At 71.7% G+C, this 24,091-nt stretch carries 14 protein-coding genes and 4 pseudogenes; 7 read left to right on the top strand and 11 right to left on the bottom strand.

Translation table 11 applies throughout. The features are described from left to right. The first annotated feature begins 377 nt into the window (after positions 1-377). The 4 genes and pseudogenes from AMK21_RS03835 to AMK21_RS03850 form a co-directional block, all read left to right on the top strand. Positions 378-2,114, top strand: a complete 1,737-nt coding sequence (locus AMK21_RS03835) for a carbohydrate-binding module family 20 domain-containing protein (RefSeq protein ID WP_073874092.1) — start codon at positions 378-380, stop codon at positions 2,112-2,114. Positions 2,115-2,196: 82 nt separating this feature from the next. After that, positions 2,197-7,524, top strand: a complete 5,328-nt coding sequence (gene pulA / locus AMK21_RS03840; RefSeq protein ID WP_073874094.1) for a pullulanase-type alpha-1,6-glucosidase — start codon at positions 2,197-2,199, stop codon at positions 7,522-7,524. A gap of 185 nt (positions 7,525-7,709) precedes the next feature. Beyond that, positions 7,710-9,872, top strand: a complete 2,163-nt coding sequence (locus AMK21_RS03845) for an ATP-binding protein (RefSeq protein ID WP_073874096.1) — start codon at positions 7,710-7,712, stop codon at positions 9,870-9,872. A 31-nt stretch (positions 9,873-9,903) separates the two neighbouring features. Beyond that, a pseudogene (locus tag AMK21_RS03850) lies at positions 9,904-10,260 on the top strand (DUF2470 domain-containing protein); the annotation flags it as partial. On the opposite strand, the gene AMK21_RS03855 reads toward AMK21_RS03850, so the two are convergent. The 3 genes and pseudogenes from AMK21_RS03855 to AMK21_RS03865 all read right to left on the bottom strand — a co-directional run bounded on the left by AMK21_RS03855 (position 10,257) and on the right by AMK21_RS03865 (position 13,013). Beyond that, a complete protein-coding gene (locus tag AMK21_RS03855; RefSeq protein ID WP_073874100.1) occupies positions 10,257-10,991 on the bottom strand; it encodes a TetR/AcrR family transcriptional regulator in 735 nt (244 codons plus the stop codon). The pseudogene AMK21_RS03850 and the gene AMK21_RS03855 overlap by 4 nt on opposite strands. 35 nt (positions 10,992-11,026) lie before the next feature. Continuing rightward, positions 11,027-12,103: a PDR/VanB family oxidoreductase gene (locus AMK21_RS03860; RefSeq protein WP_073874102.1), complete on the bottom strand. Its 1,077-nt coding sequence runs from the start codon at positions 12,101-12,103 to the stop codon at positions 11,027-11,029. Between the two features lie 3 nt (positions 12,104-12,106). Beyond that, a pseudogene (locus AMK21_RS03865) lies at positions 12,107-13,013 on the bottom strand (metal-dependent hydrolase). 95 nt (positions 13,014-13,108) lie between these two features. Between AMK21_RS03865 and AMK21_RS03870 the strand changes: the two are divergent. Beyond that, positions 13,109-13,876: a class I SAM-dependent methyltransferase gene (locus AMK21_RS03870; protein ID WP_073874104.1), complete on the top strand. Its 768-nt coding sequence runs from the start codon at positions 13,109-13,111 to the stop codon at positions 13,874-13,876. A 27-nt stretch (positions 13,877-13,903) separates the two neighbouring features. Continuing rightward, a complete protein-coding gene (locus tag AMK21_RS03875) occupies positions 13,904-14,401 on the top strand; it encodes a hypothetical protein (protein ID WP_079181056.1) in 498 nt (165 codons plus the stop codon). A gap of 80 nt (positions 14,402-14,481) precedes the next feature. Here AMK21_RS03875 and AMK21_RS03880 read toward each other — a convergent pair whose 3' ends face one another. The 7 genes and pseudogenes from AMK21_RS03880 to AMK21_RS03905 all read right to left on the bottom strand — a co-directional run. Further along, positions 14,482-16,074 (bottom strand): DUF1996 domain-containing protein, encoded by a 1,593-nt coding sequence (locus AMK21_RS03880; RefSeq protein WP_073874106.1) that lies wholly within the window; start codon positions 16,072-16,074, stop codon positions 14,482-14,484. A gap of 157 nt (positions 16,075-16,231) precedes the next feature. After that, on the bottom strand, positions 16,232-16,879 hold the full coding sequence (locus AMK21_RS03885) for a LuxR C-terminal-related transcriptional regulator (RefSeq protein ID WP_073874108.1): 648 nt from the start codon (positions 16,877-16,879) through the stop codon (positions 16,232-16,234). Beyond that, the gene (locus AMK21_RS03890) at positions 16,864-18,132 is read right to left on the bottom strand and encodes a sensor histidine kinase (protein ID WP_073874110.1); all 1,269 of its coding nucleotides are present in this window, start codon (positions 18,130-18,132) and stop codon (positions 16,864-16,866) included. Before AMK21_RS03890 ends, AMK21_RS03885 begins: the two co-directional genes overlap by 16 nt. A 324-nt stretch (positions 18,133-18,456) precedes the next feature. Then, positions 18,457-19,041: a winged helix-turn-helix domain-containing protein gene (locus AMK21_RS03895; RefSeq protein ID WP_073874112.1), complete on the bottom strand. Its 585-nt coding sequence runs from the start codon at positions 19,039-19,041 to the stop codon at positions 18,457-18,459. Positions 19,042-19,438: 397 nt separating this feature from the next. Next, on the bottom strand, positions 19,439-20,473 hold the full coding sequence (glnII, locus tag AMK21_RS03900) for a glutamine synthetase (RefSeq protein ID WP_073874286.1): 1,035 nt from the start codon (positions 20,471-20,473) through the stop codon (positions 19,439-19,441). Between the two features lie 231 nt (positions 20,474-20,704). After that, a pseudogene (locus tag AMK21_RS37025) lies at positions 20,705-20,758 on the bottom strand (hypothetical protein); the annotation flags it as partial. Beyond that, positions 20,750-21,441 (bottom strand): annotated as a pseudogene (locus tag AMK21_RS03905) (hypothetical protein); the annotation flags it as partial. The pseudogenes AMK21_RS37025 and AMK21_RS03905, both read right to left, overlap by 9 nt. A 252-nt stretch (positions 21,442-21,693) precedes the next feature. On the opposite strand from AMK21_RS03905, the gene AMK21_RS03910 reads away from it, so the two are divergent. Beyond that, positions 21,694-22,638 (top strand): Gfo/Idh/MocA family protein, encoded by a 945-nt coding sequence (locus tag AMK21_RS03910; protein ID WP_073874114.1) that lies wholly within the window; start codon positions 21,694-21,696, stop codon positions 22,636-22,638. 9 nt (positions 22,639-22,647) lie between these two features. On the opposite strand, the gene AMK21_RS03915 is transcribed toward AMK21_RS03910, so the two are convergent. Beyond that, the gene (locus tag AMK21_RS03915) at positions 22,648-24,060 is read right to left on the bottom strand and encodes a PLP-dependent aminotransferase family protein (protein WP_073874115.1); all 1,413 of its coding nucleotides are present in this window, start codon (positions 24,058-24,060) and stop codon (positions 22,648-22,650) included. Between the last annotated feature and the right edge of the window lie 31 nt (positions 24,061-24,091).

Raw genomic sequence — 24,091 nt, forward strand, 5'->3', positions numbered from 1 at the left:
GGGGAGTTCTTGCGACTCCGGGTGCCTCTCCTTGTCGTGACCGGCCCGGCCGGCCGGGCGCGTGGAGTCCGGGCACCGCGAGGCGGCACCTGGAACCCTCGGCCGACCGGACCGGAGTCAGATGAAACGTAACAGGCCCGCAATATCTTGCGAAAGGTCTTGCAGCAAGAAATCGCGAAGAAAAATGGCTTGTTTCGTGGATGTGAGCGGGGCGTGTCCAAAGGGTTGACCGGTGCCTGGCGGCCTCGTACGGTCTGGTCCGCGGCAAGGTTTGCATTCTTGCAGCAAGAACCTTCAGGAGCCTTGAGGGCATGGCGCGTTGCCGGCTGAGGCTGCACCGTCACCCGCGTTTCCCCCACCCCCGCAGGAGGAAAGACATGGCACGCAGACCGCTGTCTGCCGCGCTCGCCCTCGTGGCCGGCGCCGCTGCCGCCCTTGTCATCCCCACCGGATTCGGCACCGCGTCCCCCGCGCAGGCCGCCGCTCCGGGCGACAAGGACGTCACCGCCGTGCTGTTCGAGTGGAAGTTCGCCTCCATAGCCAAGGCCTGCACGGACACTCTCGGTCCGGCGGGCTACGGCTACGTCCAGGTCTCGCCGCCTCAGGAGCACATCCAGGGCGGTCAGTGGTGGACGTCGTACCAGCCCGTCAGCTACAAGATCGCCGGTCGCCTCGGAGACCGGGCCGCCTTCTCCGCCATGGTCAACACGTGTCACTCGGCGGGCGTCAAGGTCGTCGCGGACACCGTCATCAACCACATGGCGGCCGGCAGCGGCACCGGCACCGGCGGCTCCTCGTACACCAAGTACGACTACCCGGGGCTCTACTCGGTCAACGACCTGAACCACTGCCAGTCCCCGATCACCAACTACAACGACCGCGCCAACGTCCAGAACTGCGAACTGGTCGGCCTCGCCGACCTGGACACCGGCGAGGACCACGTACGCGGAAAGATCGCCGGCTACCTCAACGACCTGCTCTCCCTCGGTGTCGACGGCTTCCGGATCGACGCGGCCAAGCACATCCCCGCCGCCGACCTCGCCAACATCAAGTCCCGGCTGACCAACCCGAACGTCTACTGGAAGCAGGAGGCGATCTACGGAGCCGGTGAGGCCGTCTCGCCCTCCGAGTACCTCGGCACCGGGGACGTCCAGGAGTTCCGGTACGCCCGTAGCCTCAAGCAGGTCTTCCTCAACGAGAACCTCGCCAACCTGAAGAACTTCGGCGAGAGCTGGGGCTTCATGGAGTCCGGCAAGTCCGCCGTCTTCGTCGACAACCACGACACGGAGCGCAACGGCGAGACCCTCAACTACAAGAACGGCTCCGCCTACACGCTCGCCAACGTCTTCCTGCTGGCCTGGCCCTACGGCTCCCCGGACGTCCACTCCGGCTACGAGTTCAGCAACTACGACGCCGGGCCCCCCAACGGCGGCCAGGTGAACGCCTGCTACGCCGACGGCTGGAAGTGCCAGCACGACTGGCGCGAGGTCTCCTCCATGGTCGGCCTCCGCAACGCCGCACGCGGCCAGGCCGTCACCAACTGGTGGGACAACGGCGGCGACCAGATCGCCTTCGGCCGGGGCACCAAGGCGTACGTGGCCATCAACCACGAGGGTTCCTCGCTCACCCGGACCTTCCAGACCTCGCTGCCGGCCGGGGACTACTGCGACGTGCAGTCCGGCCGCGGAGTGAGCGTCAACGGTTCCGGCCAGTTCACCGCCACGCTCGGCGCCGGTACGGCCGTGGCCCTGCACGCGAATGCCCGTACGTGCTCCGGCGGCGGCGGTCCGACCCCGAGCCCCGACCCCGGCAACGGCCAGTCCGGCGCCTCCTTCGGCGTCAACGCCACCACCCAGCTGGGCCAGAACATCTACGTCACCGGTGACCAGGCCGCCCTCGGCAACTGGAACCCGGCGAACGCCCTGAAGCTCGACCCGGCCACCTACCCCGTCTGGAAGCTGGACGTGAGCCTGCCCGCCGGGACGTCCTTCGCGTACAAGTACGTCCGCAAGGACGCCAACGGCAACGTCACCTGGGAGAGCGGCGCCAACCGCACCGCCACGGTCCCGACCTCCGGAAAGGTCACGCTGACCGCCGACGTCTGGCGCAGCTGACCCGTATCTCCCCGTGGGCCGGAGGCGCGCTGCCTCCGGCCCACGGTCAACCCTCCTGACACCAGCCGAGGAGCACCCTCACGTGTCCCGAACCACCCTCAGACGAGGGGTCGTCGCCGCGCTCTGCGTGGCGCTGCTGCCCGTCGTCCCGGCGGCCACCGCCGCCGCGTCGCCCAGACCACCCGCACCGCCCTCCGACGCCAAGCTGGCCAAGGAGCCGGCCCGGCACGACCTCACGCGTGAGCAGTTCTACTTCGTGCTGCCGGACCGGTTCGCCAACGGCAGCACCGCCAACGACCGCGGCGGGCTGAAGGGCTCACGCCTGGAGCACGGCTTCGACCCCACCGACAAGGGGTTCTACCAGGGCGGCGACCTCAAGGGCCTCACCCAGAAGCTCGACTACATCAAGGGCCTCGGCACCACCGCGATCTGGCTCGCCCCGATCTTCAAGAACCGGCCCGTCCAGGGCACCGGCAAGGACGCCTCGGCCGGCTACCACGGCTACTGGATCACCGACTTCACCCAGGTCGACCCGCACTTCGGCTCCAACGCCGACCTGGAGAAGCTGATCGACAAGGCCCACGCCAAGGGCATGAAGGTCTTCTTCGACGTCATCACCAACCACACCGCCGACACCGTCGACTACGCGGAGAAGGCCTACGGCTACAAGCCCAAGGGCGCCTTCCCCTACCTCGACAAGGACGGCCGCCCCTTCGACGACCGGGACGGCATCGAGAAGGTGGACGAGGACTCCTTCCCGTACATCCCCGTGCAGACGCCGGACACCGGCAGGAAGGTCCCGTCCTGGCTCGACGACCCCACGATGTACCACAACCGGGGCGACTCGACCTGGGCCGGCGAGTCCAACGAGTACGGAGACTTCTCCGGCCTCGACGACCTGTGGACCGAGCGTCCCGAGGTCGTGAAGGGCATGCAGAAGATCTACGAGAAGTGGGTCCGCGACTTCGACATCGACGGGTTCCGCATCGACACCGTCAAACACGTCGACCTGGACTTCTGGACCCAGTGGGCCACCGCGCTGGACGCCTACGCGGCCAAGCGGGGCCGGGACGACTTCTTCATGTTCGGGGAGGTCTACTCCGCCGACCCGGCGATCACCTCGCCGTACGTCACGCGGGGCCGCCTGGACTCGACGCTGGACTTCCCCTTCCAGGAGGCCGCCCGGCAGTTCGCCTCCCAGGGCGCCCCGGCCGACCGGCTCGCCTCGGTGTACGGCAACGACTACCGCTACACCACGGACAAGGCCAACGCCTACGAGCAGGTCACCTTCCTCGGCAACCACGACATGGGCCGCATCGGGACCTTCCTCAAGCAGGACAACCCCAAGGCCGATGACGCCGAGCTCCTCAAGCGGGCCCGCCTCGCCAACGAGCTGATGTTCCTCGGCCGTGGCAACCCGGTGATCTACTACGGCGACGAGCAGGGCTTCACCGGCGCGGGCGGCGACAAGGACTCCCGCCAGACCCTCTTCGCCTCGAAGACCGCCGACTACCTGGACGACGACCAGCTCGGCACCGACCGCACCCATGCCTCGGACGCGTACGACACCGAGCACCCGGTCTACCGCTCCATCGCCCGGCTCGCCAAGCTCACCAAGGAGCACCCGGCCCTGCGGGACGGGGTGCAGAGTGAGCTGGTCGTCGAAGGGGCAGCCGGCTCGGTGTACGCCACCTCGCGCATCGACGCCGAGCGGCCCAACGAGTACCTCGTCGCCTCCAACAACGCGGCCACCCCGAAGAAGGTCCAGCTGACCACCGAGTCGGCCGGGGTCGACTTCCGGACGCTGTACGGCGGTTCCGGCGCGGTCCGCAGCGGTGCGGACAAGAGGGTCACCGTCACCGTGCCCGCCCTCTCCAGCATCGTGCTGCGGGCGGAGAAGCCGCTGGGCCACCCGGCCGCCAAGCCCGCGATCGTCCTGAAGGCCCCGGCCGCCGGCGCCACCGGCACCGTCGAGATCACCGCCGACGTGGACGGCGGCCGGCTCAACCGGGTCGTGTTCGCCGCCCAGGTGGGCAACGGCGAGTGGCAGACGCTCGGTTCGGCCGATCACGCCCCGTACAAGGTCACCCAGTACCTCGACGGAACCGTGAAGGCCGGAACACCTTTGCGCTACAAGGCCGTTGTCGTCGACCGGGCGGGCCACACATCCAGCGCTCTCGCCGCCACCACCGCCGGGCAGACCCCGCCGACGCCGAAGCCCGTCGCCGTCGAGCGCGACCGGGCCGTGGTCCACTACCAGCGCGCCGACGGCGACTACGAGGGCTGGCAGCTCACGTCCGGTGACAAGACCGCCGAGTTCATCGGGCGGGACGCGTACGGTGCGTTCGCCTGGATCGACCTGGAGGAGGGCGCGAGCTCGGTCCCTTACACCGTCGAGAAGAACGGCACGGCCGATGGTCCGCAGCGCACCATCGACCTCGGCGTGACCGGGCAGGTCTGGATCGAGCAGGGCAAGGACGAGCAGGCGGTCGAAGCGCCCGAGGCGCCGCCGCAGGACACGGCGAAGGCGGTCCTCAACTACCACCGCCCCGACGGCGATTACGACGGCTGGGGGCTGCACACCTGGACCGGCGCCAAGGAGCCCACCGACTGGGCCAAGCCGCTGATGCCGGTCAGGAAGGACGCGTACGGGGTCACCTTCGAGGTGCCGCTCGTCGACGGGGCCACCTCGCTCAGCTACATCCTGCACAAGGGGGACGAGAAGGACCTCCCCAGCGACCAGTCCCTCGACCTCGCGACGTACGGCCACGAGGTCTGGATGCTCGGCGGCAAACCCGGCTACCTCCTCCCGCAGGTCGGCGGGGGCGCGGCCCCTGACCTCACCAAGGCCGAGGCGCAGTGGATCGACGCGAACACCGTCGTCTGGAAGGTGAAGACGACCGACGCCACCAGCCAGCAGCTCGTGTACGCGAAGAAGGGCGGCATCTCGGTCGTGGACGGGGCGCTCTCCGACGAGGGCCAGTGGCTGCGGCTCGGTGCGGGCGCGCTCAGTGACGCGCAGAAGGCCAGGTTCCCGCACCTGAAGGACTATCCGGCCTTCACCGTCGACCCCCGCGACCGGGACCGCGTCGCCGAGTCCCTGCGCGGACAGCTCATCGCGACCCAGCGCGCGGCCAACGGCGCACTGCTCGCGGCCACCGGCGTACAGACGGCGGGCATCCTGGACGACCTGTACGGGACGAAGGCCGCCTCCGCGTCGCTCGGTCCGGTCTTCCGCGGCGCCACGCCCACGCTCTCCGTCTGGGCCCCGACCGCCCAGGCCGTCGCCCTCGAACTCGACGGCCGTACGCATGCGATGAAGCGCGACGACCGCACCGGCGTCTGGTCGGTCACCGGAAGCAAGGGCTGGCGGGGCAAGCCCTACCGGTACGCCGTCACCGTCTGGGCGCCCACCGTCCAGAAGCTGGTCACCAACAAGGTCACCGACCCCTACTCCACCGCCCTGACCGCCGACTCCGCCCGCAGCCTCGTCGTCGACCTCACCGACCCGAAGCTGGCGCCGCGCGGCTGGTCCGGCCTGAAGAAGCCCGCCGCCACCCCGCTGCGGGACGCCCAGATCCAGGAGCTCCACGTCCGGGACTTCTCGATCACGGACCGCACGGCGGAGCACCCGGGTGAGTACCTGGCCTTCACCGACACCCGCTCCAAGGGCATGCGGCACCTGAAGAAGCTCGCCGACTCCGGCACCAGCTACATCCACCTGCTGCCCGTCTTCGACATCGGGACCGTCCCGGAGAAGAAGAAGGACCAGGCCGAGCCCGCCTGCGACCTGCACGTCTACGCCCCCGACTCCGAGGAGCAGCAGGCCTGCGTCTCCAAGGCCGCCGCCAAGGACGGCTTCAACTGGGGCTACGACCCCTTCCACTACACCGTCCCCGAGGGCTCGTACGCCTCCGATCCCGACGGCACCAAGCGCACCGTCGAGTTCCGGCAGATGGTCCAGGGCCTCAACCAGGCCGGGCTGCGCACGGTCATGGACGTCGTCTACAACCACACCGTCGCCTCAGGCCAGGACGACAAGTCCGTCCTCGACCGGATCGTGCCGGGCTACTACCAGCGGCTCCTGGAGGACGGCACCGTCGCCACCTCCACCTGCTGCGCCAACACCGCTCCCGAGAACACCATGATGGGCAAGCTGGTCGTCGACTCGATCGTCACCTGGGCGAAGGAGTACAAGGTCGACGGCTTCCGCTTCGACCTGATGGGCCACCATCCCAAGGAGAACGTCCTCGCGGTCCGCGAGGCGCTCGACGCGCTCACGCTCGCCAAGGACGGCGTCGACGGGAAGAAGATCATCCTGTACGGGGAGGGCTGGAACTTCGGCGAGATCGCGGATGACGCCCGCTTCGTCCAGGCCACCCAGAAGAACATGGCCGGCACCGGCATCGCGACCTTCTCCGACCGGGCCCGTGACGCCGTGCGCGGCGGCGGCCCCTTCGACGAGGACCCCGGCGTCCAGGGTTTCGCCACCGGTCTCTACACCGACCCCAATTCCTCCCCCGCCAACGGCACCCGCGCCGAACAGAAGGCCCGGCTGCTGCACTACCAGGACCTGATCAAGGTCGGGCTCTCCGGCAACCTCGCCGACTACACCTTCACCGACACCTCCGGCCGTACGGTCAAGGGTTCGGACGTCGACTACAACGGGGCGCCCGCCGGATACGCGGCCGTCCCCGGCGACGCGCTGGCCTACTCCGACGCCCACGACAACGAGACGCTCTTCGACACCCTCGCCTTCAAGCTCCCGGCAGGCACCACGGCCGAGAGCCGGGCCAGGGCCCAGGTGGTGGCCATGGCCGCCTCCGTCCTGTCGCAGGGCCCCTCGCTCTCCCAGGCGGGAACCGACCTGCTGCGCTCCAAGTCGCTGGACCGCAACTCCTACGACAGCGGCGACTGGTTCAACGCCCTGCACTGGGACTGCCGCGACGGCAACGGCTTCGGCCGGGGACTGCCGCCCGCCGCCGACAACCAGGACAAGTGGTCGCACGCGAAGCCGCTGCTGACGGCCTCCGCCACGATCGCCCCCGACTGCGCCCAGATCGACGGGGCCTCGGCCGCCTACCGCGACCTGCTCACCATCCGCAGCACCGAGAAGGAGTTCTCGCTCTCCACCGCCGGTCAGGTGCAGTCCGCCCTGTCCTTCCCGCTCTCCGGCAAGGACGAGACCCCCGGCGTGATCACCATGCGCCTGGGCAAGCTCGCCGTCGTCCTCAACGCCACCCCGGACACCGCCACCCAGCGGCTCGCCGCACCGGCGGGGAAGACGTACGCCCTGCACCCGGTCCAGGCCAGGGGTGCGGATCTTACGGTCAAACGAGCCAGGTACGACGGGAAATCAGCCAGTTTCACCGTACCGGGACGCACGGCGGCGGTCTTCGTCCTGCGCTGACACCCATCGGCACTACGGTGACGGCAGACGTCGGCGATGGAGCCGCGACAGCCGTCCTGGTCCACCACCGGGCCGGTCCCGCCTCCCTCCGCCGGGAGGCGGGACCGGCCCGGTCCGTGCGGCAGGCGCCCCGCCCCGGGGCGGCCGGCTCACCGGCGCCCTCTGCCCCAGCGTGCCGGACGGTGATGATGACCAAGGTGGGATTCCTTCCCGAGGAGACGAGCAGCTTCGTCGGGAGGCGGGCCGAACTGGCCCGGCTGGAGACCGCGTTGGCCACGCGGCGGATGACCACTCTGATCGGGCCCGGCGGTGTCGGCAAGACCCGGCTCGCCGTCCGGGCCGCCCGCGAGGCCGCCGACCGCTACCCGGACGGCGCATGGTGGGCCGACCTCTCCCCGCTCTACGACGACGCTCTCCTGCTCCCTACCGTCTCCGACGCGGTCGGACTGGCGGACCACACCCTGCGGATGCCCGTCGAGGCGCTCTGCGAATGGCTCAGCGACAAGCGCCTTCTGCTCGTCCTGGACTCCGCCGAACACCTGCGGGCCCCCTGCTCCCACCTGCTGGCCGAGCTGCTCACCACCTCGCCCGGCCTGACCGTCCTGGTCACCAGCAGGCAGCCGCTGGGGACCCGGGGCGAGCACGCCGTGCGGATCCAGCCGCTCCCGGTGGACGGTGCCCCCGACGCGCTCCAGCTCTTCGAGGACCGGCTGCGCGCGGGCGACCCCCGGGCGAGGCTCGACGCGCCGGGCGACCGGGCGGCCGCCGCCGACATCTGCCGCCGGCTCGAAGGCATCCCGCTCGCCATCGAACTGGCCGCCGCGGGCATCGGCCGCCACACCGTGGCCCAGCTCGCCACCCGCATCGGGACCCGCTTCGACGCCCCGGTCGACGCCGAGGGCCTCGCCGCCTCCCGCCTCGACCTCCTCGCCGACGACTCCCTCTGGCCCCGTCGCCACCGCACCCTGCGCGCGACGATCGGGTGGAGCCACGAGCTCTGCACCCCGCTGGAGCGGCTCCTGTGGGCCCGGCTCACCCTGCTGCGTACGGACTTCGACGAGGAGACCGCCCGCGAGGTCTGCACCGGGGGGCCGCTCACCCCGGACGGGGTGGACCGCGCGCTGCAAGGGCTCGTCGCCCAGTCCGTCGTCCAGCGCGACGGCACCCGCTACCGGATGCTCGACACCCTGCGCGAGTACGGCCGTATGTGGCTCGGCGAACTCGGCGAGGAGCGGGCCGCCGCCGACCGGCACGCCGCCAGCTTCCTCGGCCTCGCCCGCCGCGCCCACGACGGCTGGACCGGCCCCGACCAGATCTCCTGGTACCACAAGGTCGCCGACACCCACCTGGACCTCTGCGCGGCCCTGGACCACCTGCTCGCCCACGACGTGGCGGGTGCCCAGGAGATGGCGGGCCGGGTCGGCTTCTTCTGGGCCTGCTGCGGCCATCTGTCGGAGGCCCGCAGCTACGCCCAAAAAACCCTGGACGCGGGCCCGGTGGAGGGCCCGCGCCGGACCCGGCTCCAGTGGGTGCTGGGTGTCGCGGCCCTGCTCCAGGGCGACTTCGCGACCGCCGAGAAGTACGGGGCGCTCTGCACGGCCATCGCGCTGTACGACCACGACGACGAGGGCATGCTCGGCGCCACCTACCTCTCCGGCCTCACCCAGCTGATGAACGGCGAGCCCGCGGCAGCGCTGGAGGCGGCGGAACGGGTGCTGCGGATGACGGAGACGGTCCCTCCGGACGGGGGTCCCGCGGAACAACGGGCCACCGCCCGCGAGTCCGCCGCCCCCGGCCCCGATGGGGACCCCGCCCCCCTCGAGTCCGCCCACCGGCTGCGCTGCCGCCTCATCACCGTCTTCGCGCTCACCGCCCTGGGCCGGCTCGCCGAGTCCGGCCGCGCCGCCGCCGCGCTGCGCCGGTCCTGCGAGCGGGGCGGCGAATACTGGACCCGCTCCTACGCCGACTACCAGCTCGCCCTGATCGCCCTGCTCCAGGGCCGCCCGGAGGCCTCCGCCGCCCACGCCCGGGCCATGCTCGCGGGCAAGCACCGGCTCCGCGACAGCTTCGGCATCGCGCTGGGTCTGGACATCCTGGCCGCCGCCATCGCCGCCCAGGGCGCGGGGGCCCAGGCCGCCCGGGTGTACGGCACCGGGCACGCGTACTGGCGGATGGTCGGCCACCCCCAGCGCGGTACGCCGGAACTGGGCCCGGTCCGCGAGGCCTGCGAGCTCCAGGCCCGGGCGGCGGTGGGCGACGAGGCGTACCAGCGCGCCTTCGAACGGGGCCAGGCGGACAACGCGGAGGTCGGCCTCGCAGCGGCGCTGCAGAGCGGGCTCCGGCTCTGAGGGGCCCGGGGGAGTGATGCGGAGGGACGGAGGCCGTACGTTCACCACCCTCGAAGAGCTGGAGCAGACCGAGACCGACCCGGTCGCCGCCTGTGAGGCGGGCATGCTGACGCACCTGGTCGACGGCCACAGCGAGCTCGTGCCCCTGCTGCTGCGCCTCGTCCGCCCCCGCCCGGAGCGGGGGACGGTGCGGGCGGGGGCGCTGGCGATGGACCGCTACGGCGTGACGCTGCGCCTCGAATACCCGCGCACCCACCGCGACGTACGGCTGCCCTTCCCCAAGCCCGTGACCGACATCGACCAGGCGGGCCCGCAGATCCACGCCCTCCTGGCCGCCGCCCGCCGCGTCCCGCAACTGCCTGCCAGCCTGGGGGCGTTGCCGGCCTAGGGGTTTTCGCGCGGCAGCCGCGGCGCCGGGACGGCCGGTACGGCGGGGGCGAGCGCGGAGAGCCGGCCCAGCAGGTCCCCGAACGGGCCCTCCACCGGCTCCTGGGAGAGCACCCGCAGTACGATGCCCGCCATCTCCTGGTCGTACGCGGCGCTGACGGCGGCGAGCGCGGCGAAGTCGTGCACCAGCTGGACCTCGAGCTCCTGGCGCGGGATCCGCCGCCCGTCCAGCCAGATCAGCGCGGTCGACTCGGCGAGCGAGACCCAGGAGCGGACCACCAACTCCAACCGAGCGGGCGGGTCTTCCACCCCCAGGTGCGTGATGATCTGCTCGTACGCGGCCTGCCGCACCCCGTCGATCATGGCGTTGGCCGTGGACGAACCGACGGCCGGGCCGCCGCGCATCAGCGCCGAGAAGCCGGGACCGTGCTCGTCGACGAAGTCGAAGAACCGCCCCATCACCCGCAACAGCCTTGCCCCCAGGGGCCCTTCGAGCGGCTCCATGAACCGGTCGGCCAGCTCGTCGGCCGCCCGCCGCAGCGCCGCCTCGTACAGGCTCTGCTTCCCCGGGAAGTAGTGGTAGACCAGCGGCCGTGAGATGCCCGCCGCGGCGGCGACCTCGTCGATCGACACATCCTCGGGGGAGCGCCGGCTGAACAAGTCCAGCGCGACGCCGATCAGTTGCTGCCTGCGCTCCTCGACGCCCATCCTGCGCCGTGCCCCGGTCGTCATCCGGACAGCCTAACCGGGGTGCGGCTGTGTGGCTTCTACAGGTCCAGCACCAGCCGCCCGCTCCGGCAGCGCGAGACGCAGATGAGCATCGAGTCGCCGCGCTCGTCGTCGGTCAGCAACTCGTCCCGGTGGTCGATCTCGCCTCCCAGGACGCGCTGTTGGCACGTCCCGCAGAAGCCCTGCTCGCAGGAGTACGAGACATGGGGCAGCTCCTCGCGGACGGCTGCCAGCACCGACTGTCCGGCCGCGACCCGCACGGTCCGGCCGCTGCGGTGCAGCTCCACCTCGAAGGCGCCGGAGCCCGCCGCGTCGGCCGTTGCCGCGGAGAACCGCTCCAGGTGCAGGGTGCAGCCCTCGGGGAGCGCGGCGGTGACGGCGTCCATCAAGGACTCGGGCCCGCAGCAGTAGACGGCTGTGCCCGCGGCGATGCCGGCCAACGCGGCGACGGCGTCCGGGTGCCCTGCCTCGTCCTGGGCGACCACGGCGACCCGGCCCCCCTCGGCACCGAGCTTCTCGATCTCGTCCAGGAACGGCATCGAGGCCCGCGACCGGCCCCCGTACAGCAGTCGCCAGTTCGCCCCCCGCGCGGCCAGCGAGCGCAGCATCGGCAGGATCGGTGTGATCCCGATCCCGCCCGCGACGAAGACATACGCCTCCGCCTCCACCAGCGGGAACCGGTTGCGTGGACCGCGCGCCTCGATCTCCACGCCCTCCTGGAGCCGCTCGTGCACCTCCCGGGACCCGCCCCGCCCGTCCTCCACCAGCCGGGTCGCGACCGTGTACGTACCGGGGGCGTCCGGATCACCGCAGAGCGAGTACTGCCGCACGAGCCCGGAAGGCAGTACGAGGTCGAGGTGGGCGCCCGGCTGCCAGTGCGGCAACGCGGTTCCCTCCAGCCGTAGTTGTACGACCCCCTCGGCGACGGGGACCCGCTCGGTGATCAGCAGCCGCCGAAGGGTCGTCGGCTGCCGATGCGAGTGCCCGGAGACGGGCTTCGTCAGGGCGGGCAGCGGCCACAGCGGGGACCGGGCGATCCGGCGGCGCAACGCCCGCCGGGTGAGCAGGGCGGTACCGGCGACCAGGACGACGGTGCGCGGACGGGGCAGGGCCATGGGTCAGGACGTTCCCGTCGTGCGGGCCTCGGCGGCGAGCGCCGCGGGCGAGTGGGCGAGGTAGTCGACGGCCTGGGCCGTGCTGCCCTCCTGGGAGGGGTGGTACGACCGGCTGAGGTAGCTGGGTACGGACCGCAGGATCGCCCCCGTGCTGGGCAGCGTCCCCTGCTTGCCGCTGGCGTGGAACGCCTTGAACGTGGCCTTGCCGTCCAGCAGGCTCGGGTCGTTCTCCATGAAGAACCGGGTCCCGCGCTGCCAGAGGAAGACCAGCGCCGAGAAGGCCGCCGCCCAGGTCCGCACCCGCCGGCGGTAGCCGCCGTCGACATGCATGAACACCTCGAACGCCACCGACCGGTGCTCCACCTCCTCCGCGCCGTGCCAGCGCAGCAGGTCCAGCATGGTCGGATCGGCGCCCTTGCGGTCCAGCGCCTCGGCGTTGAGGATCCAGTCCCCGAGGAAGGCGGTGTAGGGCTCGATGGCCGCGATCATCGCCATCCGCTCCATCAGCCACCACCGCGACGGCCGCCCCGGCGGCAGCGTCCGGTCCCCGAGCAGCTTCTCGAAGAATTAGTCGACCTGCGCGGTGTACGGGGTCGGGTCCAGGCCCAGCTCCCGCAGACGCGGCAGCACGTCGTCATGGGCCTGCGAGTGCACGGCCTCCTGGCCGATGAACCCGATGACGTCCTCGCGGAGTCGCTCGTCATGGATGTAGGGGAGGATCTGCCGGTACACATGGATGAACCACCGCTCCCCGGCCGGGAGCAGCAGATGGAGCACGTTGATGGTGTGCGTGGTGAACGGGTCGCCCGGCACCCAGTGCAGGGGGGGTCTTCTCCCAGGCGAAGGAGACCTTGCGGGCCTTGAGCGGTGTCCGCTCCGACGCGACCGCCGCTGGCTGCGTGTTAGACATGGTGTCAATGTACTGACGGGTACCCGGGGGGGACCAGAGGCGTGCACGGATTTCCCGTCCCGCCGCGCGTGAGAGCACGGGGCCATGATGGGGGGATGACGACGAACTCGGTCCGTGCCCGCTCGTTCGACGCGGTGGCCGCTTCCTACGCCGCCAGCCGGCCCTCCTACCCGCCCGCCCTGCTGGACGCGATCGAGGAGCTGTCCGGCCGCCCGCTGGCCGGAGCCCGGGTCGCGGACGTCGGGGCCGGCACGGGTATCTCCACCGCCCTGCTGGACGGCCGGGGCGCCCGGGCGGTGGCGGTGGAGCCGGGCGGTGGGATGGCCGCGCAGCTCCGCCGGGGGCTGCCGCACGTGCCCGTGGTCCGGGGTGACGGCAACCGGCTGCCGCTGCGGACCGGATCGCTGGACCTGATCACGTACGCCCAGTCCTGGCACTGGACCGACCCCGCCCGCTCGGTCCCCGAGGCGCGCCGCGTCCTGCGGCCCGGCGGGGCGCTCGCCCTGTGGTGGAACGACCCCGACGCGCGCGTGGCGTGGATCGGGGACCAGAAGCGGCGGGTGCTGGACACCTTCGGCGAGGGGCAGACGGACCAGCACGTGGCGGCGTACGACGCCGACGCCAGGCTCCGGGCCGAGCTCCCCGCCGGGGCCGACTTCCGTACCCGGCAGGTGGAGTGGAGCCGTGAGGTGACGCTCGACGTCCACCTCGCCAACCTCGCCAGCCACTCCATCTTCCTCGTTGCGGACCGGGCGGTGGCCGCGGCGGTCCTGGAGCGGGAACGCGCGCTGCTGGCCGCCGCCTTCCCCGGCGGGACGGTCCGGGAGTCCTATGTGACGAGCCTGGCCGTCGCCCGTACCTGAGACCGGTTTTGGGTGCAGGATGGGCCGATGGCGACAGAACCGGAACGGCGATGCGGAGCCGGCCCCCGGGCCGCGGGCACCCTCCTGGCAGCGCTGCTGCTGCTGAGCGGGTGCGGCGCGGACGGGAAACAGAACGCGGCCGACGGCGCCGGGAACGACCGTCCCTCGGCACCGCCGACCGCGACGGGAACCCTGGAGCAGCTGGCCGAGAGGGCCGGCTGCGAACCCAACGTACAGACCGACGCCCAGGAGCTGCGGCAGGCCAACTGCAAGACCCCGACCGGGCGTTACGTGCTGACCACCTTCGCGACCGACCGCGGCCAGCGCGAGTGGATCAACGAGGCCAAGGACTACGGCGGTTCGTACCTCGTCGGCCGGCGCTGGGTCGCCGTCGGTGACGCGAAGGTGGTCGCGGCGCTGCGCGGCCGGCTCGGGGGGACGGTGGAGACCGCCTCGCCGCACCGCTCGGGGGAGAGCGGTGATGGGGGGAACGAGGGAGGGCACTCCGGTCACCACGGGAGCTGACCGCGCAGGTCGAGGGGGACGGGCGTCACGGGGGCCGGTGCCGGTGCCGAATCACCGGCACCGGCCCCCTCGGCGTCGTATCAGCGGCACCTGCGCCCGTCGTTGATGCACCGCACCATCTTCTTCATCAGCTGCTTGTCGAAGACGTTGATGAAGTCGCCGTGGTCGGTGATCGGCTTGTGCAGCTGCTCGGGGAAGGAGTCGACGGCGAACCCCGGCCCCGGCGGCACGTCGTACACGATCCGCTGGACGAGCTGCGGAACCGCCCGGAACCCGTTCGGGCAACGCCCGTCGGCCTGCGCGAACGCCACATGGGTGCGGTGGTTGGCGCTGTCGGTGTTCTGCCCGTCCCAGCAGTTCTGGAAGGCGAACGTACGGACCACCTGACTGCCCTCGGGGCAGATCGGGTACTTGTCCTTCAGCTGGCGGTCCTCGAAGCCGGTGCAGCTCCAGGAGGCGTTGGCGTTGGCGTCGCCGTTGGTGAACGCCTTGGCGTCCCCGGTGATGATCCGCAGGAAGCGCGGCATGGCCGTGACCCTGCTGACGGGGGAGCCGACGAACTTCAGGGTCACCTGGGACGGCGTCTGGATCTCGCCGACGTTCTGGTCCTTGCCCCCGCCGTCGGCGTCCACGTCGGCCTCGTCCTGCCCGTTCTGCAGGCGCAGTACGGGCCAGTAGTAGGTCGACCGGTCGCCCTGGTTGCGGCAGGTGGTGGCGCCGTTCGCCAGGTCGTCGTCGCCGGCGAAGGCGTCGTTGGCCTGGTTGCCGATGTAATCGTGCATGTGGTGCGCGCCGTTGCTCACGCCGGGCGCGACGATGACGTTGTCCGGGTTGAACTTCCCGTTCTCGTTACGGCCGCAGTCCGTGATGAAGGTGCCGCGGGAGGCGCCGCGGCGCTGTCGGGGGCGCTGGACATTGGGCTGGACGGACTGGATGTCGACAAAATCGGACTGCTCGGGCCCGTTGCCGCCCTGACCGCCCTGACCCTGACCCGGGTCCTGACCGTTGCCCTGGTCATCGCCCTGGCCTTGGTCATCGCCTTGGCCCTGGTCGTCGCCCTGGCCTTGGTTCTGGCCCTGGTCCTGCCCCTGGCCGTCGTCCTGGCCGCCGTCGCCGTTACCGCCAGTGTCGCCGTTACCGCCGTCACCCGTCGCGCCCCCGGGGTTGCCGGAGGCGCTGTCGTCGGCGCGCAGGCTGCACCCGGCGAGACCTTCGATCCCCGCGGGCCGCTCTCCGACGCGGCTGATGGCAATGGCGATGCGGTCGAGACTCGCCGTCCGCTTGTTCCGCAACGGGCCGAGCACGGCGTTCTCGGCGAGCCCGGGATCCCGGGATATCTGCTCCTTCCGGTCGGCGAACTGCCGGTAGGCATCGGTGATCTGGGTATCCATCGCGGCGAGTTCGCGGTCGACCTCGGGGCGGGCCTGCTCGGGCACGTCGGGCAGTTCGTTACCGGCATCGGGGCAGTCGATGGTGGACATCTGGCGGCCCGTGTTCTGGGCCCGGGTGGTGGGCGGCGATCCGGACGGCCCTTCCCCCGCGGAGGCGTAGACATTGACCGCCACCAGCCCGCCCCCGCCCAGGATCAGGGCGGCGGAGGCGGCTATGGCCCGGTTGGCCAGGCTTGAGCGTTTCTTGCGGGACGTACGGGGTGTACGTGCTGTGCGTCGCATGGGACTCCTCTGCTTCGAGGGAGAAGCGTGACGTCCCATACGCGCGGCCCCTGCGCCCTGTTCAGCCCCCCGGCCGATTCGTGCGAAGCTCCAGCCGAAAAGCGGCCCGAATGCCCAACTGCTGTGCACAGGAGGTCAATACGGCAGGATTCGGCGCTCAGCCGTGGTCCAGATAGGCCAGCACCGCCAGCACACGGCGGTTGTCGTCGTCCGAGGGCGGCAGGCCGAGCTTCCCGAAGATGTTCGAGGTGTGCTTGGCGATCGCCCGCTCCGTGATCACCAGCTGGGCGGCGATCGCCGTGTTGGACCGGCCCTGGGCCACCAGCTCCATCACCTCCCGCTCGCGCGGCGTGAGGCCACCCATCGGCTTGTCCTGCGAACGGCGGGACAGGAGCTGGGAGATCACCTGCGGGTCCATCGCCGTGCCGCCCGCCGCCACCCGCCGTACGGCGTCGATGAACTGGTCGGCGTCGAAGACCCGGTCCTTCAGCAGATAGCCGATGCCCCCGTTGCCGTCGGCCAGCAACTCCCGGGCGTACAACTGCTCCACGTGCTGGGAGAGCACCAGCACCGGCAGCCCCGGCCGCGCCCGCCGGGCGGCCAGGGCGCACTGCAGACCCTCGTCCGTGTGGGACGGCGGGAGCCGGACGTCGACGACCGCGATGTCCGGCTCCGAATCGGCCAGGGCCTTGCTCAGTTCGGGCCCGGTCTCCACGGCGGCGGCGATCTCGAACCCGTACGCCTCCAGCATGCGCACCAGTCCGTCGCGCAGCAGGAAGAGGTCTTCGGCTAGGACAACGCGCAAGGCAGCTCCATGGTGACCATGGTGGGGCCGCCCGCAGGGCTGCTGACGGCCAGGACGCCGTCGAATGTACCGAGTCGCCGTTCGATTCCGCTCAGTCCGGAGCCTGATCCGATCCGCGCACCGCCCCCGCCGTTGTCCGTCACGGAGATCCGGAGCATCCCGTCGCCGTGGTGCAGGTCCACCCAGATCCGGTCGCCGCCGGCGTGCTTCACCGCATTGGTCAGGGCCTCGCTCACCGCGAAGTACGCCGCCGACTCCACCGACGCCTCCGCCCGCCCCGGCAGCTCAACCGTCACCTCCGTGGCCACCGGCAGCCGTAGGGCCAGCGCCCTGACCGCGTCGCCGAGGCCCCGTTCGGCGAGGACCGGCGGGTGGATGCCCCGGACCAGGTCACGCAGCTCGGTCAGCGCCTCCGCCGAGGACTCCCGGGCCGTCGCCAGCAGCTTCTTCGCCTGCGCCGGATCCTTCTCGATGAGCGCCTCGATCGTGCCCAGGTTCATTCCCATCGCGACCAGCCGCGCCTGTGCCCCGTCGTGCAGGTCCCGCTCGATGCGCCGCAGCTCGGAAGCGGCGGTGTCCACCGCCTCGTGCCGCGTCTCGGTGAGCCGGTCCACCCGCTGCGCCAGTGTCTGCTCGGGCGTCGGCGCCAGCAGGGTGCGGGCCAGCAGGAAGTGCGCCCGCAGCACCGGCTCGGCGGCCCGCAGGCCGAGGTGGAAGAGCGCGATGCCGAGCGCCAGGGCGACCAGCCCCGTGAGCTGGCTGCTCACCGGCACGAACCCGTACCAGTACGGGTCGTCCTGGAAGACCCGCCACAGCCCCGCCGCCAGCACCACCGACTCGATCGGGTAGATCATCAGCCCCGCGGCCACCACGGCCAGCACGGTCCCGGCCGTCATGTCCACCAGCAGCCACTGGAGGTCCCGCCAGGTCGCCGGGTCCTTCAGCAGCAGCGTGGTCCGCTCCACCTGCCCGGTGACGCCCCTGCGCAGATCCGGCGGGAACGGGCGGTACGGCACCGGTATCCGTACGCCGCACCAGTCGGCCGCCCACAACCGCCGCTGGTTGGCGTGTCGCCGCACCGCCTCCAGTACGACCGGGGTGGTGAAGACCCCGATGCCCAGCAGGATGAAGGTGATCGAGAGCACCGCGAGGACGGACAGGGTCATGGAGACCGCCAGTCCGTAGACCGACAGGACCAGTCCTCGTCCCGCCGCCAGCATCGGCTGCCGTATCCGTGTCGCGCGTGCGTTCATCGTGATCCCTCTCCTCTCACGGGGCCCGAGCCGGCCCCCGTCGTGCCGCAAGTCTCGCCCCCGCCCGCCCCGGAGCGGCAGCCGGTACGCCACCCACCCGGAGGTGTAGCCAGCACCACCCCAGGACCTTGTGCCGGCCCCTCGCGAACGGGGGGTCGACGGCTGGGGCGGGCGGGCCCCGGTCCCTGGATTCGAAGCGTTCCGACGCACGGACTTCGCCACCGGCACGGTCGAGAAACGGTCCTGCTGGTGTGACCCGCAGGGACGGCCCCGGGCCACGGCAGGAGACCGTGGCCCGGGGCCGCCGAGAGTGCAACGGACCGATCAGGGCGTGTACTTGTACCCCACCCGGCGGACCGTCTGGATCGAACGCCGGTGCTCCGCACCGAGCTTGCGGCGCAGCCGGGCGACATGGACGTCGACGGTGCGCCCGTCGCCCACGTGCCCGTACCCCCACACCGTCGTCACCAGCTGGTCGCGGGTGTGCACCCGGTGCGGGTGCGCCACCAGGTGGGCCAGCAGCTCGAACTCCAGGTACGTGAGGTCGAGGGTGACCCCGTCGACGGAGGCCGTACGCCGCGTCGAGTCGATCCGGACCGGCCCCGGCGACGCCGCCTCCTCGGCCGGCTCCGGCGCCGGCTGCTGGTCGGCCGGCACGAGCACCAGGTAACCGATCATCGGCGGCCGGCCCGGCAGGGCGGGAAGCGCGTGCTGGGGGGCGGGCAGCCAGGTCGCGCCCGGCGGCAGGAAGTGGGCCACATCGGAGAGCCGGGCGACCTCGTCACGGTCGACGGCGCGCAGACGGTGCCCGTCGGGCGAGAGGGAGCGGGCGGTGGGGTCGGCCGCAGCGGGCGCCGGCGATGCCGCGGCGACAGCGGAAGCGGCGGAGAGAGTACGGGTGTTCGCCATGGAGGGTCAGCTCTTTCGCGCGAGGAGTCGTCGAGGACGGACTTGGTCGTGCGCGCGGACCGAAGGCCGGGGTGAGCGGCTTCAGAGGGCCTGCGCGTTCCACGCGCGGCAACACACCCGGTCGAAATCATGGTGCTGACGGGAAGGCCAGAACGGCTCAAGGTCGCCGCGACCCGACGCGATGTACTGGAAGCCGACCATGGCTCCATTGAAGCAGACACTGCGGCAATGCGTCAGAATCCTCTCACCCGTCGATACGGCCTCTCGGCGTTACCTTCCTCACCTGCGCTCCATCGCGCTCACATTTCCTTCCGCACGTGTCGAACGAGTGGGGAACGCACGGGGAAGGGGCCCGCCGGTGAACCGGCGGGCCCCTGGGATATCCGTGGCGTCGGGATCAGGCCTGGTCGGCCTTCTCCAGCGCGGTGCAGCAGGTGTCGACGATGAGCCGCGTGACGACGTACGGGTCGACGTTGGCGTTGGGACGGCGGTCCTCGATGTACCCCTTCTGGTCCTGCTCGACCTGCCAGGGGATACGGACCGAGGCGCCGCGGTTGGAGACGCCGTAGCTGTACTCGTTCCACGGGGCGGTCTCGTGCAGACCGGTGAGCCGGTCGTCGATGCCCGCGCCGTAGTTCTTCACGTGGTCCAGCGGCTTGGAGCCCTCACCCAGCGACTCGCACGCGGTGATGATCGCCTCGTAGCCCTCGCGCATGGCCTTGGTGGAGAAGTTGGTGTGCGCGCCCGCGCCGTTCCAGTCGCCCTTGACCGGCTTCGGGTCCAGCGTAGCGGAGACGTTGAAGTCCTCGGCGGTGCGGTAGAGCAGCCAACGGGCCACCCACAGCTGGTCGGAGACCTCCAGCGGGGAGAGCGGGCCCACCTGGAACTCCCACTGACCCGGCATGACCTCGGCGTTGATGCCGGAGATCCCGAGCCCGGCGGCCAGGCAGTTGTCGAGGTGCTTCTCCACGATCTCGCGGCCGAAGATCTCGTCCGCGCCGACCCCGCAGTAGTAGCCGCCCTGCGCGGCCGGGAAGCCGCCCTCGGGGAAGCCGAGCGGCCGGTGGCCGTCGAAGAAGGTGTACTCCTGCTCGATGCCGAAGATCGGGGCCTGGCCCGCGAACTGCTCGGCGACCGGACGGAGCGCGGCCCGGGTGTTGGACTCGTGCGGCGTCATGTCGATGTTGAAGACCTCGCACAGCACGAGGAGGTCGTCGCCGCCGCGGATCGGGTCCGGACAGGTGAAGACGGGCTTCAGCACCCGGTCGGAGGCGTGGCCCTCGGCCTGGTTGGTGCTGGAACCGTCGAACCCCCAGATCGGAAGATCCGCCACCTCGCCCGACGGCGTGCCGTCCATGATCTTCGTCTTGGAGCGAAGCTTGGCGGTCGGCTCGGTGCCGTCTATCCAGATGTACTCAGCCTTGAACGTCACGGACGCCATCCTTTGCGGGTGCAGCGGTCTATGCCGCGCAGCTTGACAAGGTGCGGTTTCCCGTCCGTTGCCCGAGTGTGAACCCCGTGTTACCGAGGTTTCCTGCGATAGAGGGGCGCCTCGCAGGGACTCGTCATACGTTGCCCTTGAGGAGTTCCGAGAACCCGGCGGCACGGATCCGCCGCACCCCTCCCCGTACAGGTCCTCCACCAGCGAGGCGTGCAGCAGCCGGTAGTCCTCCGGGTGCGGCACCACGAACGCGGCGGCGAGCGCGTCGGAGACCACCCGCTGCTCCAGGGTGCGCAGCCGCTCCAGCCGGGTCATCCGGGGCGCGGCCCGCTTCAGGGACGCCTCCCGCTTCATCCCGTGCCGGGCCGCGAACCCCTCCACGACGGTGAACGGCAGCTCGGCCACGGCCCCCTGCTCGTAGTGCGCGCGCCGCCATGCGTCCAGCAGGGGGTACTCGTAACGCGGCAGCTTCCCCGGCCGGAACAGGAACGCCCCGACCTCCGCCGCCCCGGCCCCCTCGGCGCGGCGCAGATGGATGTGGCGGGCAGCGGTCTTCACCCCGCTCCGGTACTTCACCGCGTGTGCCCCGGATCCGGCCGGGCCGCCAGCCAGTCGCGCATGATCGCCCGGGTACGCCGGTTGTTGATCCCGGCCCGGCGCACCTCGCCGAAGAGGCGGTAGACCCGCTGCGGAGCCAGCAGCGCCAGCCGCGCGGCGATCAGCCGGCCCTCGGTGCGCCGCTCCTGGGCGCCCACCTCACCCGCGGTCTCCAGGAGGCCGAGCACGATGCGGGCGGCATTGTGGTCGTTGATGTCGAGGGCGAGAGAAGCGGCGTACACACGGCGGTAATTGACCCGGACGTAGGTGTGCAGGAAGTCCAGTGACAGTTGCTGGTCGACGGCGCCCGAACGGAACTCGCGCTGTCCGGTCGCGGTGATCGCCGCATTCGCGAAGAGCAGGACGTCTTAGGCGGCGACGAGATCGGCAAGGGTCTCGGGCGGCGTGTTCATGGACTTCCCCCGGTGAGGACTGCGGATGCCGGCCGGGGAATGGAGGCGCGAACAACGAAATCATCGCTTCACAGGCACGGCCCGGCAGTCGCAGCCGAAGTCCCGCGGCCGGCCCGGGAAACGTATCCCTGCCCGCCTGTTCTTCGCCACCGCATTCGGGTGGCACCTCACCGTTGCGGCACACCGGGCACACTGACTCCCATGAAGACACCCGCCGAGACCACCAGCACCACCAGCACCACCACCCCCACCGCACCCCTGCGCATCGGCCTCCTCGGCACGGGCCCCTGGGCGCGCAACACCCAGGCCCCCGCGCTCGCCGCCCACCCCGGCGTCGAGCTGAGCGGGGTGTGGGGCCGCCGGGCCGAGGCGGCGGAGGCCCTCGCGACTGCCCACGGGGCCAGGGCGTACACCGGTGAGGCGGGGATCGACGCGCTGCTGGAGGCGAGCGACGCGGTGGCCTTCGCGCTGCCGCCGGACATCCAGGCGCCGCTCGCGGTCCGGGCGGCGGAGGCGGGCTGCCACCTCCTGATGGACAAGCCGGTCGCCACGACGGTCGAGGGGGCCCGCACGGTCGCGGAGGCGGCGGCGAAGGCGGAGGTGGCCTCGGTGGTCTTCTGCACGCTCCGCTTCGCGCCCGAGACCGCCGCGTGGATCGCCGAACAGGCGGCGCTGGACGGCTGGTTCACCGCCCGCGCCCAGTGGCTCGGCTCGCTCTACGCCGAGGGTTCGGCCAGCGAGTACGCCGACTCGCCCTGGCGACGCGAGAAGGGCGGCCTGTGGGACGTCGGCCCGCACGCGCTCTCGGTGCTGATCCCGGTGCTGGGGGACGTCGAGCACCTGACCGCCGCCCGCGGCCCCGCCGACACCACCCACCTGATCCTGCGCCACACCTCCGGAGCCTCCAGCACGGTGACCCTCGGCCTGAGCGCCCCGCCGGCCGCGGCGGGCATGGACATCGAGCTGCGGGGCGAGCACGGCACGGTCTCGATCCCGGGCTGGGACGGCGCGGAGGCGGCGTTCCGAGGAGCGGTGGACGCGCTGGCCGAGGCGGTACGTACGGGGGTGCCGCACGCCTGCGACGCCCGCTTCGGCCTCCGTCTCACGGAGTTGCTGGCACAGGCGGAGAGCCGGGCGGGCCGGTAACAGGTCGGCTCACCCCGGCGGCGGGAGGGCCCGGCACAGGGCCTCCAGCGCCTCCGGGTAGGCGTGTTCGGCAGGCGTGGCGTAGCCCACGACGAGCCCGTCCCGCTCACCGTCCGCCTGTTCCGCCCCCGGGTGCCGGTAGTCGTCGAGCCCCTCCACCGCGAGCCCCTGCCAGGCCGCCGCCCGCACCACCGACCGCTCGGTGCCGGGCGGCAGCTCCACCACCGCGTGCAGCCCCGCCGCGATCCCGGTGACCCGGACGTGCGGCGCCCGCTGCTCCAAGGCCGCCACCAACTGGTCCCGGCGCCGCCGGTGGCGCTGCCGCATCCGGCGTACATGACGGTCGTACGCGCCCGAGTCGACGAAGTCCGCGAGCGTCAGCTGCTCGGTCGCGCTGGAGAACTGCTCGCGCTCGCCCTTCACCGCGACGACGGGCGCCACCAGCCGCTCCGGCAGCACCATCCAGCCGATCCGCAGGGCGGGGGAGAGGCTCTTGCTCACCGACCCCAGCAGCACCACATGCTCGGGGTCGAGCCCTTGGACGGCTCCCACGGGCTGCCGGTCGTAGCGGAACTCCCCGTCGTAGTCGTCCTCCACGACGAGCCCGCCCGTGGACCGTGCCCAGTCGACGACCGCCGCCCGCCGCGCGGGACGCAGCGGCCCGCCGGTGGGGAACTGATGGGCGGGCGTGAGGAGGACGGCCCGGTCGCGGCGGGTCAGTTCACCGACCCGGGCCCCGTCCCGGTCGACGCCCACCGGCCGGGTGCCGACGCCGTGCGAGGCGAGCAGCCCGCGGTGGAACGGCAGCCCGTACGCCTCCGCCGCCCACGGGCCGCCCACCACCTCCGCCAGCAGCCGCAGCCCGTGCGCGGCGCCCGAACAGAGGACGATGCGCTCCGGCGAGGTCCGCACCCCGCGTACCCGGGCCAGATAGCCGGCCAGCGCCCGCCGCAGCTCGGGCCGCCCGTGCGGATCACCGGGCCCGAACGCGTCGTTGGGGGCCGTGGAGAGCGCCCGCCGCGCGGAGGCCAGCCAGGCGGTGCGCGGGAAGGCGGCGGGGTCCGGCTGCCCCTGGACCAGGTCGTGGACGGGGCGGGAGGGGCGCTCCGGGGTGCGGGGGCGGTGGGCCGGCGTGACGGGCGCGGCCCGCTCGGCGACCCGGGTGCCCGAGCCCTGGCGGGCGGCGAGCCAGCCCTCCGCGACGAGCTCCGCGTAGGCGTCGGCGACGGTGTTACGGGCGATGCCGAGGTCGGCGGCGAGGGAACGGTAGGGCGGCAGCCGGGTGCCGGGGATGAGCCGACCGCTGCGGACGGCCTCGCGGAGGGCGCTCATCAGGACGGCCCGGCGGTTCCCCGTACCGGAGAGCTCCAGCGGCAGATCACTGCCCAGGATCTCCGCGGAATTGACCCATGATCCAGCCATCAGAATGAACCCCGCAACCGGTCGCCTGTGC

Source organism: Streptomyces sp. CB00316, assembly GCF_001905595.1.
Taxonomy (GTDB): Bacteria; Actinomycetota; Actinomycetes; order Streptomycetales; family Streptomycetaceae; genus Streptomyces.